The sequence below is a fragment of the Gracilibacillus halotolerans genome, from assembly GCF_014206945.1.
In the GTDB taxonomy this organism is placed as follows: domain Bacteria; phylum Bacillota; class Bacilli; order Bacillales; family Amphibacillaceae; genus Gracilibacillus; species Gracilibacillus halotolerans.
The window spans coordinates 72,335-88,845 of record NZ_JACHON010000010.1 but is presented as its reverse complement, the minus strand read 5'-3'; the positions used below and the strand labels follow the sequence as shown (position 1 = coordinate 88,845).

18 protein-coding genes and 1 tRNA gene are annotated in these 16,511 nt (G+C 36.1%); 11 read left to right on the top strand and 8 right to left on the bottom strand.

What is annotated here, in order from left to right; translation table 11 throughout:
* The first annotated feature begins 18 nt into the window (after positions 1-18).
* From GGQ92_RS10655 to gsiB, 8 genes are all read left to right on the top strand, one after another.
* Positions 19-95, top strand: a tRNA-Asp gene (locus GGQ92_RS10655).
* Between the two features lie 195 nt (positions 96-290).
* Positions 291-1,268, top strand: a complete 978-nt coding sequence (gene thiL / locus GGQ92_RS10650; RefSeq protein ID WP_184248358.1) for a thiamine-phosphate kinase — start codon at positions 291-293, stop codon at positions 1,266-1,268.
* A gap of 44 nt (positions 1,269-1,312) precedes the next feature.
* A complete protein-coding gene (tsaE, locus tag GGQ92_RS10645) occupies positions 1,313-1,768 on the top strand; it encodes a tRNA (adenosine(37)-N6)-threonylcarbamoyltransferase complex ATPase subunit type 1 TsaE (RefSeq protein ID WP_184248356.1) in 456 nt (151 codons plus the stop codon).
* Entirely contained in the window at positions 1,765-2,475 is a 711-nt protein-coding gene (gene tsaB / locus GGQ92_RS10640; RefSeq protein ID WP_184248353.1) for a tRNA (adenosine(37)-N6)-threonylcarbamoyltransferase complex dimerization subunit type 1 TsaB, read from the top strand. The genes tsaE and tsaB overlap by 4 nt, the downstream gene beginning before the upstream one ends.
* Positions 2,468-2,914 (top strand): ribosomal protein S18-alanine N-acetyltransferase, encoded by a 447-nt coding sequence (gene rimI / locus GGQ92_RS10635; RefSeq protein ID WP_184248350.1) that lies wholly within the window; start codon positions 2,468-2,470, stop codon positions 2,912-2,914. Before tsaB ends, rimI begins: the two co-directional genes overlap by 8 nt.
* The gene (tsaD, locus tag GGQ92_RS10630; protein ID WP_184248347.1) at positions 2,911-3,936 is read left to right on the top strand and encodes a tRNA (adenosine(37)-N6)-threonylcarbamoyltransferase complex transferase subunit TsaD; all 1,026 of its coding nucleotides are present in this window, start codon (positions 2,911-2,913) and stop codon (positions 3,934-3,936) included. The genes rimI and tsaD overlap by 4 nt, the downstream gene beginning before the upstream one ends.
* A gap of 369 nt (positions 3,937-4,305) precedes the next feature.
* Positions 4,306-4,494, top strand: coding sequence for a YjzC family protein (locus GGQ92_RS10625; protein WP_343068813.1), 189 nt, complete (start codon positions 4,306-4,308; stop codon positions 4,492-4,494).
* A 73-nt stretch (positions 4,495-4,567) separates the two neighbouring features.
* Positions 4,568-4,960 (top strand): glucose starvation-inducible protein GsiB, encoded by a 393-nt coding sequence (gsiB, locus tag GGQ92_RS10620; RefSeq protein ID WP_184248341.1) that lies wholly within the window; start codon positions 4,568-4,570, stop codon positions 4,958-4,960.
* A 119-nt stretch (positions 4,961-5,079) separates the two neighbouring features.
* On the opposite strand, the gene GGQ92_RS10615 is transcribed toward gsiB, so the two are convergent.
* From GGQ92_RS10615 to GGQ92_RS10595, 5 genes are all read right to left on the bottom strand, one after another.
* Positions 5,080-7,029 carry an ABC transporter permease gene (locus GGQ92_RS10615; protein ID WP_184248338.1) on the bottom strand — a complete coding sequence of 650 codons (1,950 nt, stop codon included), beginning with the start codon at positions 7,027-7,029 and terminating at the stop codon, positions 5,080-5,082.
* Entirely contained in the window at positions 7,019-7,780 is a 762-nt protein-coding gene (locus tag GGQ92_RS10610) for an ABC transporter ATP-binding protein (protein ID WP_184248335.1), read from the bottom strand. Before GGQ92_RS10610 ends, GGQ92_RS10615 begins: the two co-directional genes overlap by 11 nt.
* A 109-nt stretch (positions 7,781-7,889) precedes the next feature.
* Positions 7,890-8,912, bottom strand: a complete 1,023-nt coding sequence (locus tag GGQ92_RS10605; protein ID WP_184248332.1) for a sensor histidine kinase — start codon at positions 8,910-8,912, stop codon at positions 7,890-7,892.
* The gene (locus GGQ92_RS10600) at positions 8,909-9,598 is read right to left on the bottom strand and encodes a response regulator transcription factor (RefSeq protein WP_184248329.1); all 690 of its coding nucleotides are present in this window, start codon (positions 9,596-9,598) and stop codon (positions 8,909-8,911) included. The genes GGQ92_RS10605 and GGQ92_RS10600 overlap by 4 nt, the downstream gene beginning before the upstream one ends.
* 13 nt (positions 9,599-9,611) lie before the next feature.
* Positions 9,612-11,540, bottom strand: coding sequence for an ABC-F family ATP-binding cassette domain-containing protein (locus tag GGQ92_RS10595; protein WP_184248326.1), 1,929 nt, complete (start codon positions 11,538-11,540; stop codon positions 9,612-9,614).
* A gap of 143 nt (positions 11,541-11,683) precedes the next feature.
* Between GGQ92_RS10595 and GGQ92_RS10590 the strand changes: the two genes are divergently transcribed.
* On the top strand, positions 11,684-12,319 hold the full coding sequence (locus GGQ92_RS10590) for a redox-sensing transcriptional repressor Rex (protein WP_184248323.1): 636 nt from the start codon (positions 11,684-11,686) through the stop codon (positions 12,317-12,319).
* 122 nt (positions 12,320-12,441) lie between these two features.
* On the opposite strand, the gene GGQ92_RS10585 is transcribed toward GGQ92_RS10590, so the two are convergent.
* The 3 genes from GGQ92_RS10585 to GGQ92_RS10575 form a co-directional block, all read right to left on the bottom strand.
* Positions 12,442-12,780, bottom strand: a complete 339-nt coding sequence (locus GGQ92_RS10585) for a hypothetical protein (protein ID WP_184248321.1) — start codon at positions 12,778-12,780, stop codon at positions 12,442-12,444.
* Between the two features lie 240 nt (positions 12,781-13,020).
* The gene (locus GGQ92_RS10580; protein WP_184248318.1) at positions 13,021-13,230 is read right to left on the bottom strand and encodes a YdiK family protein; all 210 of its coding nucleotides are present in this window, start codon (positions 13,228-13,230) and stop codon (positions 13,021-13,023) included.
* Between the two features lie 4 nt (positions 13,231-13,234).
* On the bottom strand, positions 13,235-13,957 hold the full coding sequence (locus GGQ92_RS10575) for a CPBP family intramembrane glutamic endopeptidase (protein ID WP_246384373.1): 723 nt from the start codon (positions 13,955-13,957) through the stop codon (positions 13,235-13,237).
* A 233-nt stretch (positions 13,958-14,190) separates the two neighbouring features.
* Here GGQ92_RS10575 and groES point away from each other — a divergent pair, with 233 nt between their 5' ends.
* Entirely contained in the window at positions 14,191-14,475 is a 285-nt protein-coding gene (groES, locus tag GGQ92_RS10570) for a co-chaperone GroES (RefSeq protein WP_184248312.1), read from the top strand.
* A gap of 48 nt (positions 14,476-14,523) precedes the next feature.
* Positions 14,524-16,158 carry a chaperonin GroEL gene (gene groL, locus GGQ92_RS10565; RefSeq protein WP_184248310.1) on the top strand — a complete coding sequence of 545 codons (1,635 nt, stop codon included), beginning with the start codon at positions 14,524-14,526 and terminating at the stop codon, positions 16,156-16,158.
* The last annotated feature ends 353 nt before the right edge of the window (positions 16,159-16,511 follow it).

Here is a 16,511-nt window from a genome sequence, read left to right as displayed (position 1 = left end):
TGCCCCCGCAACCAAATTGGTCCGGTAGTTCAGTTGGTTAGAATGCCTGCCTGTCACGCAGGAGGTCGCGGGTTCGAGTCCCGTCCGGACCGCCATTTTTATTTAATATATGAATGTAAAGCCTAAGCTTATTTATAAAGCTCAGGCTTTTTTGAGTTTACATTTGTGTTCTTGTGTTCATCGGTTTGATAACTTACAATAAAAGGAATTATATAGAACAAAATCTTTCTTATCAAGCATTATTTTGTTATGATGTAGGAAGTAATTGAACATATGACCGGAGCGATGAAATGAAAGAATTTGATTTTATACGTGCTATACAACCAGCAAATTTGAGACAATCCCATGTGATAAAAGGAATTGGTGATGATGCTGCTATTGTCCGAACACCGTATCATGACAGTATCTTAACTGTAGATACAATGGTAGAAAACATACACTTTTCTCGAAAAACAGTAGATCCATTTCACATTGGATGGCGTGCTCTAGCAGCTAATATTAGTGATATTGCTGCAATGGGAGGAGTGCCGATTGCATACTTAGTATCGATTGTCGTATCGGATAATTGGAAGGAACATGAATTGATTGAAATTTACAATGGAATGGATGAGCTAGCAAGAAAATATAATATGGATTTAATCGGTGGAGATACAGTAATAGGCCAAGAGCTAAGTATATCGATTACAGTTATGGGTACAGTAGCTGCAAATGGGAAAAGATATCGAAGTCACGCGAGAGATGGAGATGTCGTGTTTGTAACAGGTAATCTTGGTGGATCTGCATGTGGCTTGCATGTTTTATTACAGGATACTGGGAATTCTTTAACTCCATTCAAGGATGCTATCCGCAAACATCAGATGCCCATACCTAATGTTGAGTTTGTTGAAAGATGTGCTAGTATTAAAAGAATGGCACTGAATGATATTAGTGATGGTATTGCAAGTGAAGCCAATGAAATAGCTAAAGCTTCTAATATTTCAATAGAAATCGAGCCCGATAAATTACCAACTCATAAAGATTTAGAACATTTTCCTTCAGAGCTACAATACCAATGGAAAATGTCTGGTGGTGAAGACTTTGAATTACTTGGCACGGTTTCTTTACATGAGTGGCATGAGATCAAGAAAATAGCCAATCAAATCCATGTACCCATTACAAAAATTGGCTCGGTTCATTATCATACAGAACGAAACGGTAAGGCCTGGATAAAGGATAACAATAAATTACTTAGACTAGAACCAACAGGATATATACATAAGACAAAATAATGTTAGTATGGCATAGAGAGGTCTTCAGAAAAGAAGGTGAAAAGATGACGGATTATATATTTGAAACAAACTCGGAAATGGAAACGAAAAGATTGGCAAATAAATTGGCAATTTTATTAAAGCCGGGTGATGTTATAACACTAGAAGGAGACCTTGGAGCAGGGAAAACAACCTTTACGAAAGGATTGGGACAAGGTTTAGGAATTACACGTACGATTAATAGCCCTACATTTACAATTGTAAAGGAATATCAAGGTGAGGTAGCACTTTACCATATCGATGCTTATCGCTTAGAAGACGGGGAAGAGGACATCGGACTAGAAGAGTATTTTAATGGGGATGGTATCACAGTAGTAGAATGGGCCTCTTTTATCGAATACTTACTACCTGAAGAGCGTTTAAATATAAAAATTAGCTATGATTCGGAATATGAAAGAAAAATTACATTTGAACCGGTAGGCGAGCATTTTAATTCAATTTGTAGGGAGTTATATCGATGAACGTATTAGCAATTGATACTTCTAATCAACTATTAGGAGTAGCTTTATGGAAAGATAATGAATTGAAAGCAGAATACACTGCGAATATCAAAAGAAATCATTCAATTGGCTTAATGCCGTCAATTAACCAACTAATGAAAGAAACAGATACCTCGCCAAAAGATCTTGATCGAATAGCCGTTGCGAAAGGACCTGGTTCCTATACAGGAGTTCGTATTGGACTCGCAACTGCCAAGACTCTTGCTTGGACGTTAAATATACCAATAGTAGCGATTTCTTCTTTAGAATTATTGGCAAGAAATATCCATAATGATAAAGCCTTTGTATCACCTTTCTTCGATGCTCGCAGAGGCTTAGTATATACTGGATTATACCAAAGGGACACAAATGACATGAAGCTAGTAGAGAAGGATTGTAATATTTTAATGACGGATTGGTTAACAGAGCTTCAAAAACTCTCCTCGCCAGTTGTTTTTCTAAGTCAGGATTTAGAGCAACATAAAAAGACCATCGAAGAATACTTAGGGGAAAATGCTGTATTTCCTGAACCATTACTACATTTTCCGAGAGCAGGAGAATTAGCATATTTGGCAACAAAGAGAGAAGCAGATCAAACACATACTCTAACACCAAACTATATTCGCATGGTCGAAGCCGAGGCGAAATGGTTAGAAAAACAAAAACAGGACCGATCCAATCATGAGTAAATATCGTATTAGAAAAATGGAGATAACGGATATAGAATCCGTGATGTTAGTAGATGAACGTTCTTTTCCAAAACCTTGGACGAAGGAAATTTATACACAGGAAGTTACCAATAATTCTTATGCCTATTATTTTGTGATGGAGGTTGATGACAAAATAGTTGGCTTCTGTGGATTATGGCTTGTGATGGATGAAGCTCAAATAACGAATATTGCGATTGATCCAGACTATCGAGGTAACAAATATGGAGAAGCATTATTTCAATATGTAATGAATTTTGCGATCGCAAATCATGCAAGGATACTTTCCTTGGAAGTAAGAGTCTCCAATTTAACAGCCCAAAGCTTGTATAAAAAGTTTGGACTACAACCTGGAGGAATACGCAAAAATTATTATACGGATAATCATGAAGATGCTTTAGTATTGTGGGTGAATTTATGAATAATTATATATTAGCTGTTGAAACAAGTTGTGATGAAACAGCTGTTGCTATCGTAAAGAATGGAACAGAGTTAGTTGCTAACGCCGTATCCTCACAAATAGACAGTCATAAACGTTTTGGAGGAGTTGTACCAGAACTAGCCTCTAGGCATCACGTCGAGAACATTACAGTCGTAATGGAGGAAGCATTTCAAACAGCTGGAATAACGATGGATGATATTACAGCTGTTGCAGTTACTGAAGGTCCTGGATTAGTAGGTGCTTTATTAGTCGGTGTAAATGCAGCAAAGGCCTTAGCTTTTGCACATGATAAGCCATTAATCGGTGTCCATCATATTGCAGGTCATATCTATGCAAATCGACTGATGAATGAATTTGAATTTCCACTCCTATCCCTAGTTGTTTCTGGGGGCCATACAGAGCTTATTCTTATGAAGGAACACGGGAAATTTGAAATTATAGGAGAAACAAGAGATGATGCAGCAGGTGAAGCATACGATAAAATTGCTCGAACTCTAAATTTACCTTATCCTGGGGGACCAAAAGTAGATGAATTAGCACAAAAGGGTAACATCTCCATAGATTTTCCAAGAGCATGGCTAGAGGAAGAGTCCTTTGATTTTAGCTTTAGTGGATTAAAATCTGCAGTTATTAATACCGTTCATAATGCAAAACAAAAAGGTATAGAAATTAAGAATGAAGATGTTGCTGCTAGCTTCCAAGCGAGTGTAGTGGAAGTGTTAACGGAAAAAACCTGGAGAGCAGCTAAAAAATATCAAGTGAAACAAGTCATTATTGCAGGTGGCGTCGCAGCAAATAAAGGTCTTCGAAAAGGTATGGAAGAAAAATTCCGCAACGAAAATATGGATGTATTCTTCCCACCATTATCATTATGCACGGATAACGCAGCAATGATCGCTGCTGCAGGCTATATCGCATATGAACAAGGTCATCGTGCAGACTGGGCACTTAACGCTAACCCGAGCCTTGATTTAGAGAATTACGGAAACAAAATAAAATAATTTAGAATCTATCCACAGACATTACTTATCGTCTGTGGATTTTTCATTTGATTGTATAATAAAGAGAACTAGAAAATAACGATCAACTCTCTATTTTTTGCAAGTTGTTAAGCAATATGCACATAAGTAGTTAAAGCTGAAATTGTAAAATGTCGTGGACAATAGGAATGTGGACAATGTGGAAAACTCAGTGGATAACTGATAGTAAAGCTATATTTCTGTGTGTAAGTATGTGGGTAAACTGTACAATTATCCACAATGTAAAGATGTCTTAAACAGTTTGTAAAAGAATTGATAAATGTTTTTACGATTATTTTATGTTTAATAAAGTATAAAACGGTGTAAATATGAAGTGTAAAACTTAAGGAGGTGATAAGATTGGCACAAGAACAATATAAAACTGGTGAAGTAGCACCAGAAAGCGGTACGTACAAAGTAGAAAAGCTAGTCAACGGTAATTCATCATCCGAGGATAACACAACGATAGAGATTGAAAAGGGTGATTCATTTCCACCATCACCTTCTTCAAATGAAGCAGCATATTGGGTAAAATCTTAAATAGAAAAAAATGTTTTAAAAGTTAAAAAACGGATATACAAATAGTACACCACTTAAAAGGAGGAATTACAACATGGCTAAGAATAACAACAGAGGTAACAACAGAATGTCTAGAGAAGAAAGAGGCAGAAAAGGTGGAGAAGCTACTTCTCAAAACCATGATCAAGAATTTTTCCAAGAGATAGGTCAAAAAGGTGGAGAAGCAACATCGAAAAATCATGACAAAGAATTCTACCAAGAGATTGGCCAAAAGGGTGGAGAAACTACAGCTGAGAATCATGATAAGGAATTCTACCAAGAAATTGGTCAAAAAGGTGGAGAAGCAACATCACGAAATCACGACAAAGAATTCTACCAAGAGATTGGCCAAAAAGGTGGAGAATCTACTTCAGAAAATCATGATAAAGAATTCTACCGTGAAATCGGAAAAAAAGGCGGCAACAATAATAGTAGCCGCAACAATTAAACTATAGCGAAAAGAAAAATCTTTTCGTTCCTGTAAACCAATCATAACAAAAAGATAATAAAAAATAAAATGTAAAGCATATAGGAGCTCCCTAGAGAATCAGGGGGCTCCTAATAATTTTATAGCGAATCATCAATGACTTTTCGGAAATAAAGGACAGATAATATTCCAAATAGAGAATAAAAACATGCATAGAGTCCCATTACAATCGCCATCGGCTTCCACAATTCTGTACCAAATAGAAACCAACCTGATTTTACTGCAAAGTAACTATGGAGCAAGCCGACTACTAATGGAATTCCAAAGTTGAACAATTGCTTGATCCAAATACCACTTATTAAGTCTCCCTTCGTAAATCCGAGCTTTCTCAGAATCGTGTAACTATTCTTTTCTTCTTCACTTTCATCTACCTGTTTAAAATAAAGCACACAACCTGATGTCACTAAAAATGTGAGACCTAAAAATCCAACGATAAAAATATATAAACCAGAGCCTCTTTTATCTTGTTCTGTTAATTGCAGCCGGGACTCATTACCATCCCTATCACCTAATTGTAGAGATAGAAAAATTTCATTAGACTTCTCTAAATCCGCCTCCTTTTCTATGTTGATACCTGTGAAAAGCATGTGCTCTTGTTGTAAATCTTCTATTACATCTTCTTTCAACTGAGCATAAACAGTTTGATCAACTACCGCTAATGGCATGCCACCAGAGAAGTCAAAATAAGAAGAAACGATATATTGGCGCTCTAATCCAATGAAGTCTTGGTCGATCGTAACTTCATTTCCCTTTAATGTAAGAAAACCTGAATCACTAATTGTAATAATACGTTGCATAAAATCGTTATATCCTGTAAACATTGTCTCATTGCTATCTAATTCTATATCACCGAAAAACTCATCACTTGTAATTGGTAATGGCATATCCTCTGATTCAAGCTCTAATTCCACAAATTGAGCATCTAGTATATCACTTAAGTCTGCCATTACTTGAATAACTTCAGCTTGTCGGAGTGTATAGTCAATATCTTCTTCATTTAAAACTGTAGTAAAGCTTTCAGCATCCTCTGTTGTCACAAATGCAAAATCACCAGCAACCATATTATGAGCATTTTGTTCTGAAGAATAGTACGTAATATAACTCAAACAGAGAAGTGCGACAGCTAAAGCAGTTATCGTTGTAATCACCGTTAGAAGTAACGCATTTGATTTCATTCGAAACATCATCGTAGCTAATGAGAGTACTTTTCGAATCGATAAATAACCATTTTGTTTCTTTCTTAATAGATAGAAAATAAAGCTTACAGAACTTTTGTAAAATAAATAAGTTCCAATAATTACAGAGAATAAAATTAGTATCATAATTAGAAACAAGCTATTTGCTGTAACAAAGTCACCTGAGAACATTTCTTGAGATAGATAGTAGCCAGTAGCTACGAGCAATAGACCGAGCAGACCGCTCGCCATTTGCCAAATCGACATTTTAGTTATTTTTAATTCTGTAGACCCTGTCACTTGAAACAGAGACGTAATACTTTGCTTACGAATGAACAACCAATTTCTTAAGATAACTAAAACGAAGATACCACTAAAGACAAGTAGAGTTTGTGTAAAAGCTTCTATAGAAAAATGTAAAGAAGCAATCGCGTTGATACCTGTTATTTTAAAAAGAATCATAATCATCAGCTTGGAAATAGAGAAACCTACGCCTATTCCAGCTAGTAAGGAACCAAAATAAAGAATGGCATTTTCAGTAACAAGAATGCGGAACACTTCAACCTTTGACATCCCGATTAACTGAAAAAGAGCAATTTCGTTACTTCTCCTTTTAATGAAAATGGAGTTTGCGTATAGTAAGAAGACTGCAGCAATTACAATAAGGAGAACAGTACCTGCTCTAATTCCTGCCTCACCTTTAATCGTTCCTGATGTTGCATCCATCGAAGGATCATACTGCAAGGTAACAAAAGCAAAATAAAAAGTAACGGTAAGAATTAATGCGAAAACATACAATGCATAATTTTTTAAATTTTTCATGAGGTTACGTACAATTAAATGGCTAGTTTTCATAGTGAATCCCACCTAATACGCTCTGTGTTTTCATAATGGCTTGGAAGAAGCTTTCTCTATCTTCTTCACCTTTATTTAGTTGCGAATAGATTTGGCCATCTTTAATGAAAACAACACGATTACCGAAGCTTGCTGCAACAGGGTCATGAGTAACCATTAAAATCGTGGCGTTTCTAGATTGATTCAGTTCACTTAACTTATTTAGAAGATTCGAGGCGGACTTAGAGTCTAGAGCTCCTGTAGGCTCATCGGCAAAAATGATGCTCGGTTCATGAATAAAAGCTCTTGCTGCGGATGTTCGCTGTTTTTGACCACCAGATAGTTCATTCGGATATTTATTTTTTAAGTCTGCAATTCCTAACGCTTGAGCCAATCTATCAAAGCGTTCTAAAGCATCTTTTTTAGAAATTTTTTGAACGGTTAGAGGCAGTAAAATATTCTCTTTAACAGTTAATGTATCTAGCAAATTGTACTCTTGGAAAATAAAGCCTAGATGATGCTTACGAAACTGTGAAAGCTGTTTCCCTTTCATTTCTGTAATCATATTATCTGCTATTTGAATCGAGCCTGAGCTAACAAAATCAATCGATGATAGAACGTTAAGTAAAGTTGTTTTTCCAGATCCTGAAGCCCCCATAATACTGATGAACTCGCCTTCCTGCACCGATAAATCGATCCCTTTAAGCACCTCATGTTTATTTGCCTTTTTTCCATAGCTTTTCGTAATTTTTCTCGCTTCTAATATGTTCATGGATAAACCTCCCACGTTTTTATCTCTCTCGTTAAACCTAGCTTATAATAAAATCATAGTCTGTTCCTTCGATTCACCTAACAAATAACGAAAGCATGTGACGTTATTGTCACATGCTAGCATTTTGTTCTCGTAATTGAGCAAATGTATTCTTTTCTGGGAATAAGAGAGTGAAGGTCGTTCCAACACCCTCCTCTGATTCTACGTTAATACGAATATGCAAGCTATCCGCAGCCTTTTTAGCTAAGTACAACCCCATACCAGTCGCTCCAGACGTATCGTTATGATACGTAGCTGTGGAGGTGAATCCTTTATCAAATATTCTCGGTATATCTTTATTAGGAATTCCTATCCCATTATCTTTAACTGTTAGCGCTGTATGGTTTTCCGTCTTATAATATTGGATTTCGATATCTGAATGCTCACTGTATTTCACAGCATTGGAAAGAATTTGTCTCAAGATAAAAGAAGTCCACTTTTCATCTGTGACGAGATTGTGAGTGTCAATCTGGATGTCAAAGCCAATCCCTTTATGTAAACACCAAGAACGTAGTGTTCTAATTTCATTGTGAATGAGCTGTTTAATGTCAACGTTATCTAAATGTAAGTCATTTTCGATAACGAGCATTCTTTTTTGATGAAGCTGCTGATCTAATAGATAGTGAATTCGCAACCACTCGTATTGTAAATCGGCTTGTGTTTGCTTGTTATCCATCCGATCAAGAATAAGCTGCATTGCCGTTAAAGGCGTTTTTATTTCGTGTATCCAAGAAAGAAGATCGTCCTTTTCCTGTTCAAGCATTAATTGGTGATAGGTACTTCTTTTTTTATAATAATTTGTTTGTTCAATAAATTCATCGTAAACAATCTCTTCTAACGGACTTGAAGGATCTGCAAGCTCGCTTGTATCAAGTATCTCGGATCGTTCTTTTAATCTTTTATAAAACTTTGTTTCTAAAAAATGGCGGAACACTAAAAAGATAGTAAAAATACTGCTAGACAAATAAATAAAATAAAGGATAGAAGAAACCGTTAAGTTAGGATCTATAAAGCTATAGAAGACTAATAAACATTGCATCGCTAGAAAGAAAAGAATCCAGCTTAATCGTTCCTTTATATATTGCCAAATCATAGGCTTACCTCTTCTTTCGCTATGTAACCCTGTCCTACTTTCGTTTCAATATAATTACCTAAATGAATATCAGACAGACGCTTTCGTAGTCGGTTCACATTAACGGTTAATGTATTATCACTAATAAAGCGTTCGTCCTCCCATAATTCTTGGATAATCTCATTTCGGCTTACAATTTTATTTTTATGGTCTAGTAGCACTTTTAATATATACATCTCATTTTTGGACAACTCAATGGTTCCATGGTCATTTGTTACCGTATTTTTATCGAAATCAATCGTTGCGCCATGCCAGCGAGTAATACGAACTGTTTCGGTACTATAATTGTAGACACGACGTAACACGGCTTGAATTTTAGCAATAAGGACATCAAAGTGAAAGGGTTTTTGGACATAATCGTCCGCACCCAATTGCATCGACATCACCATATCTGTCGGGTGATCTCTCGAAGATAGAAAGATAATTGGTACGTTAGAGTGTTGGCGAATCATCCGACACCAGTGAAAACCATCAAACTTTGGCAGTTGTATATCGATAATGACAAGTTCTGGACTTACCTCATGAAACGTATCCATCACGTGGTTAAAATCCTCGATACCGTGGACGTCGTATGACCATTGTGTTAATCGATCCTTTAATTCTTGGAAAACTGTTACGTCATCTTCAATAATTAATAGCTTAAACAATATTCCCACCTACTTAAGATTCTTCGAGGGAGGCATACTCCTCAAATAAGGTTTCTATTTCTTTTTGTAAGCTTTCGTTTTCTTCGATAATTTCTTGAGCCTTTTCATGATCTTCATATATCTCAGGTTGATAGAGCATCTCCTCATTATCTGCCACTTTTTGTTCCAATCGCGCCATTAGTTCTTCTATTTCTTCCATTCTACGCTTAATTCTTCGCTGTTCCTTCTTCGTTTCCTTATCTAACTCAAATTGTGATTTAGATGATTGTGTCGATACATTCTTTTGTCTTTCTTTTTCATTCATTTCTTCTAATTCTTTTTCTTCTTGTTTTTTCTCTACATAATAATCATAATTTCCGAGATAAAGTGTTGTCCCAGTTTCTTGCATTTCCAGAATTTGCGTAGCTATTTTGTTAATAAAATAACGATCGTGGGAAACAAATAAAATAGTACCAGGATAATCGATTAAAGCAGCCTCTAAAATTTCTTTACTATCTAAATCTAAATGGTTCGTCGGTTCATCAAGGAGAAGGAAATTTGCCTTTTCCATCATTAGCTTTGCTAGTGCAAGACGTGCTTTTTCTCCACCACTTAACCCATATACAGGTCGTAGTACGTCGTCACCAGTAAATAAGAAATTACCAAGAATTGTTCTGATATCTTTTTCATTCATTAATGGATAGTCATCCCACAGCTCTGTTAACACCGTTTTATCCATATGTAGCTGGGTTTGCTCCTGCTCGTAATAGCCAATCTTTACGTTGGCTCCAAGTTGGATGCTTCCTGTATCTGGCTCAAGATAGCCAATGATAGCTTTCAATAAAGTTGATTTCCCGACACCATTTGGTCCAACAAGTGCTACACTATCTCCACGCTGTAAATGTAAATGTAACCCTTTAAATAAAGGATTGGTATTGTCGGAAAAACCAAACGAAAGATCTTCTATTTTGAGGACGTCGTTTCCCGTTTTTCTCTCGATTGTAAAAGAAAATTTTGCAGAAGCATCATCAGCAAGAGGTTGCTCCATCCTGTCCATCTTTTCTAGTTGCTTTCTTCTACTTTGTGCACGTTTTGTAGTAGAAGCTCTTGCGATATTTTTTTGTATAAAATCCTCTGTCTTTTTGATTTCAGCTTGTTGCTTTTCAAATTGCTTCCGTTCTCGTTCATATTGCTCGGCCTTTTGAATCAAATAATTACTGTAATTTCCATGAAACTTTTGCGCCTTAGTACGAGAAATTTCGTATACGAGACGAACGGTTTTATCTAAGAAATAACGATCGTGCGATACGATCACAACTGCTCCCGGATAATTCATTAAATAAGCTTCCAACCAAGTTAATGTATGAATATCTAAGTGGTTAGTAGGCTCGTCTAATAAAAGTAAATCGGGTTTAGATAAGAGTAGTTTACCTAGAGATAGACGGGTTTTTTGACCGCCACTCAGTGTATGAATTTTCTTGTCCCAAAATTCTTCGGGAAAGTCTAGTCCATTCAATACTGCTTTAATCTCTGACTCATACTGGTAACCACCTGCTTGTGTAAAGGACTCTTGTAACGTATCGTAGTTATGAAGTAGTTCCTCATACTCTTTCTTTCGATTAATGACATCAGGATCTCCCATTTGTTGTTCTAATGCTCGAATCTTTTTTTCTTGTTTGATTAAGTCTTCGAAAATTTTGAGCATTTCATCCCAAATGGTTTCCTGTGAATCAAAAGCGGCTTGTTGAGCTAGATAGCCAATCGTAACATCCTTTGGCTTATGGATTTCACCTTCATCTAAACTTAATTCGCCAGCGATAATCTTTAATAGTGTTGATTTCCCAGCACCGTTACGACCGACAATGGCAATTCTGTCTTTTTCTTTCACTTCTAGCTTTATATTAGAAAGGATAATTTCCGCACCGTATTGTTTTGTTAATCCGTTCACTTGTAAGTAAATCATTATCTCACCTCAATGATGTTAGTTTAACATAAATGGAAGGTTCACTGTATGGTCTTGAAACAATGTCACGACTTTTTCGAGTATATTTGATACAATAAACATACCATGATATGAATAGCGGAATACAGTTAGGGGAATGAGAAATGAAAAACCAGTCTAAAATACCACAAGCTACGGCCAAACGCTTACCGTTATACTATCGTTTTTTAAATAATTTGCATATGAAGGGCAAAGCAAGAGTTTCTTCTAAGGAGTTAAGCGAGGCAATGAAGGTAGACTCTGCAACGATTCGTCGCGATTTTTCTTACTTCGGTGCTTTAGGAAAAAAAGGATACGGATATAATGTAGAGTATCTATTGAATTTCTTCAGAAAGACGTTGGATCAAGATGAATCAACACCCGTAGCGTTAGTCGGTGTAGGTAACCTTGGAACCGCCTTTTTAAACTATAATTTTACGAAGAATAACAATACGAAAATTGAATTAGCATTTGATGCAGATCCTAGTAAAGTGAATCAATCAATTGGCACTGTATCCATTAAACATATTGATGATCTAGAAAAAGAACTTGGTGATATTTCTGTAGCTATTCTTACTGTACCTGTATCAGAGGCACAACCTATTACAGATAGACTTGTAGCATCTGGAGTTAATGCGATATTGAATTTTACACCAGCACGAATTTCAGTTCCTGACCATGTGAGGGTCCACCATATCGATTTAGCAGTGGAACTACAATCGCTTGTATATTTTATGAAGCATTACCCATTAGAAGATTAAATAAAAAATTAGAACTTCCAATTTTATTTGGAGGTTCTAATTTGTAGTTAAGGTCAATTATTCTTAGCCCCATAATAGTCTAGATTTTCCCATTCTATAGATATGTGATTGCTCCAAAATCCTCAATACAAGAAATAAATAGATGTTATCACCAAAAGTAGGAAAATTGTACTTTTGATTTTACTATCTTCCTTCCACGTGATATAGAACATGATGATAGCACTTACTAACAGTAGAATAATTCCAATTAACTTAAAGATGTCTATTAATAGAATATCACCAATTTGAATTATAAATAGCCCCAAACCAAGAAAGCCAAATGTAAAAATGAAACCTGGGCTACGGAAATCCTTTCTTGCCGATTTTCTATCTTTTTCGTCCATCTTTCTGTAGGCTCTAATCATCATAAAAAGAGGAATTCCCCACATAATGAAAAATGGAATCCATTTATCAACAATCAAAAAACCCCTCCAATTCGAACAGACATTTCTTTTTTTAGACTTGAATGGAACGATACGTCTCGTCAGCAGAGTTAAATAATAGACCGTATAATCATTACAACAAGGCAAGTTTATCATATATTCCCTAATTCTTACATTGCTTTTCCGAATATGCTACAAAGCCAGGAACTCACTGCCACTCTAATTAAAAAAATCACGGTCTATTTCCACAATAGCCGTGATTCTGAGAGTTGTTTTTTATTATTTTTTATCTTTCTCTTTTGCTTTCTTAATTCGAAAATGAAGTCCTAACAATCGTATGGCTAGAACAAAATCTACGGTTGCAAAGAAAGCTAATAAGATGGTAAAGAAGTTAAATACGGTGTCCTCAACTGACTGGATAGCGATATACGTAAACAGTCCGCCGAGTCCAAAGTATAAAATAGCTGACGCTAACGGTGAAATTCGCATGTAATTAAAAGCCTCCGATAATAATAGACTGTAGCTGTTCAAGTAATCGCATTTGTTCTTCGATTTCTTCAGGATCAGTTGATAGCTGGACAACTACAGCAAAAGTATTCATACCAGCATGAGCAATAATAGGAACGATAATTCGCTTTGTCTCGATATATAAGAATGCGAATACGAACCCTACAGCCGTATACACAAGTATATGGCTAAAATCCATATGTACGATTGCAAAGATGAAGGAAGACAGGAGACCAGCAAAGAAGAAGTTCATTTTCTTATATAACGATCCGAAAATTGCTTTTCTAAATACTAATTCCTCTAAAATTGGTCCAATAATCGTAATCACAATAATGAGTAATGGAACTTGTCGAGCCATAGCCATAATTTCAAATGTATTTTCTGAACCAGGCTGAATTTTTAGCACGAATGTTTGAATAAAAGCTGCAACTACTTGAGTAATCATAGCTAGGATGAAACCGATTATCGACCAAAAAGCTAGGCTTCCTACCCGTTTATTATCTAATGCAAAGAAATCTTTCATTTCCCTCTTCAATATAAATAGCATGATGATAAATGCTACGAGAAATGCTCCGACCTGCCAATAGATAGAAAAGTAAGCCAATTGAGATTCATCCAAAAATGGAATAAACGGTATCGCTAATAAACTAGAAAAGTGCATCGCAATGTACGTAATAATTAAATATATATATCGTCTAGGCAAAATCATACCCCTTTGTCTTTTTATATCATGATACGTATTTTATCATAGTTTTAGAATAAAAACGAAGTAGTTCGTACTCAATAAAAAGCATTTTTTTGTCTATAAAAATGATAATAGTAAATACTTGCAAATGAAAATGGAATTTATTATTATAATAATTGTGTTAGCACTCCTTAGAGTCGAGTGCTAACAAGATGAAAAATATAATTATTTTTATTATCTCAAGGAGGTAAAGAATTATGCTAAAACCTTTAGGTGACCGCGTTATTATCGAGGTCGTAGAACAAGAAGAAAAAACTGCTAGCGGTATCGTTCTACCTGATTCCGCAAAAGAAAAACCGCAAGAAGGAAAAGTGGTAGCGGTTGGGTCTGGTCGAGTAACAGACAACGGTGAAAAAATCGAGCTTGAGGTAAAAGAGGGTAATAACATTATCTACTCTAAGTTTGCAGGTACTGAAGTAAAATATGATGGAAAAGAATACTTAATTCTACGTGAGAGCGACATTTTAGCTATTGTAGAATAATAATTGATAAACATAACATACGATAATATTTAGGGAGGTTTTTCATTTATGGCTAAAGAAATTAAATTTAGTGAAGACGCTCGTCGTGCAATGCTTCGAGGTGTTGATACATTAGCAGATGCTGTAAAAGTAACATTAGGACCAAAAGGACGTAACGTAGTTCTTGATAAAAAATTCGGTTCACCACTTATTACAAATGATGGTGTTACAATTGCAAAAGAAATCGAATTAGAAAACAAATTTGAAAACATGGGAGCTCAGCTTGTTGCAGAAGTTGCTTCCCAAACAAACGATGTAGCTGGTGATGGTACAACTACTGCAACAGTTCTTGCACAATCCATTATCCAAGAAGGATTAAAGAACGTTACTTCTGGAGCAAATCCAGTAGGCGTACGTCGTGGAATTGAAAAAGCAGTAGAAGTAGCAACTGGAGAACTAGCAAAAATTTCACAGCCAATCGATAGCAAAGAGTCTATTACACAAGTTGCTGCAATTTCTTCAGCGGACGAAGAAGTAGGTAAATTAATTGCAGAAGCTATGGAACGTGTAGGTAAAGACGGAGTTATCACGATTGAAGAATCAAAAGGTTTCACTACTGAATTAGAAGTAGTAGAAGGTATGCAGTTTGATCGTGGATACTCTTCTCCTTACATGGTAACAGACCAAGATAAAATGGAAGCTGTATTAGAAGATCCATATGTCTTAATCACTGATAAGAAAATCAACAATATCCAAGAAGTACTTCCAGTATTGGAGCAAGTTGTTCAGCAAAGCAAACCAATCCTTATTATTGCTGAGGATGTAGAAGGTGAAGCTCTAGCTACACTTGTTGTAAACAAATTACGTGGTACATTTAATGCAGTAGCTGTAAAAGCTCCTGGATTTGGAGACCGTCGTAAAGCAATGCTTGAAGATATCGCAACACTTACAGGTGGAGAAGTTATTACAGAAGATCTTGGCCTAGAGCTAAAGAGTGCAACTGTTGAACAACTAGGTCGTGCGTCTAAAGTTGTTGTAACAAAAGACAACACTACAATTGTTGACGGATCTGGTAACCCAGAACAAATCTCTGCTCGTGTAGCGCAAATCCGTGCTCAAGTAGAAGAGACTACTTCTGACTTTGATAAAGAAAAATTACAAGAACGTCTTGCAAAACTTTCTGGTGGTGTAGCAGTAGTTAAAGTTGGTGCTGCAACAGAAACAGAATTGAAAGAACGCAAACTACGTATCGAAGACGCGCTTAACGCGACTCGTGCAGCTGTAGAAGAAGGTATTGTTTCCGGTGGTGGAACGGCACTTCTTAACGTATACAATAAAGTAAAAGAGCTTGAATTAGAAGGCGACGAAGCTACTGGTGTTAACATCGTACTTCGTGCACTAGAAGCTCCAGTACGTCAAATTGCTGAAAACGCTGGACTAGAAGGTTCTCTAATCGTAGAGCGCTTGAAAGGCGAAAAAGTAGGCATTGGCTTTAACGCAGCATCTGGCGAATGGGTAGACATGATTGATGCAGGTATCGTTGACCCTACAAAAGTTACTCGTTCTGCACTACAAAACGCAGCATCTGTAGCGGCTATGTTCCTCACAACCGAGGCAGTAGTAGCTGATCTACCAGAAGAAGACGCTGGCGCACCTGATATGGGTGGCATGGGCGGAATGGGTGGCATGGGCGGCATGATGTGATAGCCGTCTAAACCCTTGATATGAGTGGGTTTTGATGTAAGATGATAGTAGTATGCTAACATTTTGCATAGGATAAATATAAAGAAGCTTTTCATTAGTTCATTGAACTTTTGAGAGGCTTCTTTTTATTTACAATTACAAGGATATACATCTGAATTTTTATAGTGACTAAAGCAGTTAATTAAGTGCGTTTACACTAGACATCAAATAATACAAATTAAAAATTCTACTACCAGAAGTTATTGTAAGCAAAGAGGACTAATTTTTAATTTTTATTAAACTAGAATATCCCCTAATAGGTTTAAAGAACTAATAAATAATTTAATCCATTTATTAAAGTTGCTTAAAACTGT

What these genes read in the sequence shown, in the direction of transcription:
- thiL (WP_184248358.1), top strand. Translation starts at nt 291, where the DNA reads ATGAAAGAATTTGATTTTATACGTGCTATACAACCAGCAAATTTGAGA.
- tsaE (WP_184248356.1), top strand. Translation starts at nt 1,313, where the DNA reads ATGACGGATTATATATTTGAAACAAACTCGGAAATGGAAACGAAAAGA.
- tsaB (WP_184248353.1), top strand. Translation starts at nt 1,765, where the DNA reads ATGAACGTATTAGCAATTGATACTTCTAATCAACTATTAGGAGTAGCT.
- rimI (WP_184248350.1), top strand. Translation starts at nt 2,468, where the DNA reads ATGAGTAAATATCGTATTAGAAAAATGGAGATAACGGATATAGAATCC.
- tsaD (WP_184248347.1), top strand. Translation starts at nt 2,911, where the DNA reads ATGAATAATTATATATTAGCTGTTGAAACAAGTTGTGATGAAACAGCT.
- gsiB (WP_184248341.1), top strand. Translation starts at nt 4,568, where the DNA reads ATGGCTAAGAATAACAACAGAGGTAACAACAGAATGTCTAGAGAAGAA.
- GGQ92_RS10615 (WP_184248338.1), bottom strand. Translation starts at nt 7,029, where the DNA reads ATGAAAACTAGCCATTTAATTGTACGTAACCTCATGAAAAATTTAAAA.
- GGQ92_RS10610 (WP_184248335.1), bottom strand. Translation starts at nt 7,780, where the DNA reads ATGAACATATTAGAAGCGAGAAAAATTACGAAAAGCTATGGAAAAAAG.
- GGQ92_RS10605 (WP_184248332.1), bottom strand. Translation starts at nt 8,912, where the DNA reads ATGATTTGGCAATATATAAAGGAACGATTAAGCTGGATTCTTTTCTTT.
- GGQ92_RS10595 (WP_184248326.1), bottom strand. Translation starts at nt 11,540, where the DNA reads ATGATTTACTTACAAGTGAACGGATTAACAAAACAATACGGTGCGGAA.
- GGQ92_RS10590 (WP_184248323.1), top strand. Translation starts at nt 11,684, where the DNA reads ATGAAAAACCAGTCTAAAATACCACAAGCTACGGCCAAACGCTTACCG.
- GGQ92_RS10580 (WP_184248318.1), bottom strand. Translation starts at nt 13,230, where the DNA reads ATGCGAATTTCACCGTTAGCGTCAGCTATTTTATACTTTGGACTCGGC.
- GGQ92_RS10575 (WP_246384373.1), bottom strand. Translation starts at nt 13,957, where the DNA reads ATGATTTTGCCTAGACGATATATATATTTAATTATTACGTACATTGCG.
- groES (WP_184248312.1), top strand. Translation starts at nt 14,191, where the DNA reads ATGCTAAAACCTTTAGGTGACCGCGTTATTATCGAGGTCGTAGAACAA.
- groL (WP_184248310.1), top strand. Translation starts at nt 14,524, where the DNA reads ATGGCTAAAGAAATTAAATTTAGTGAAGACGCTCGTCGTGCAATGCTT.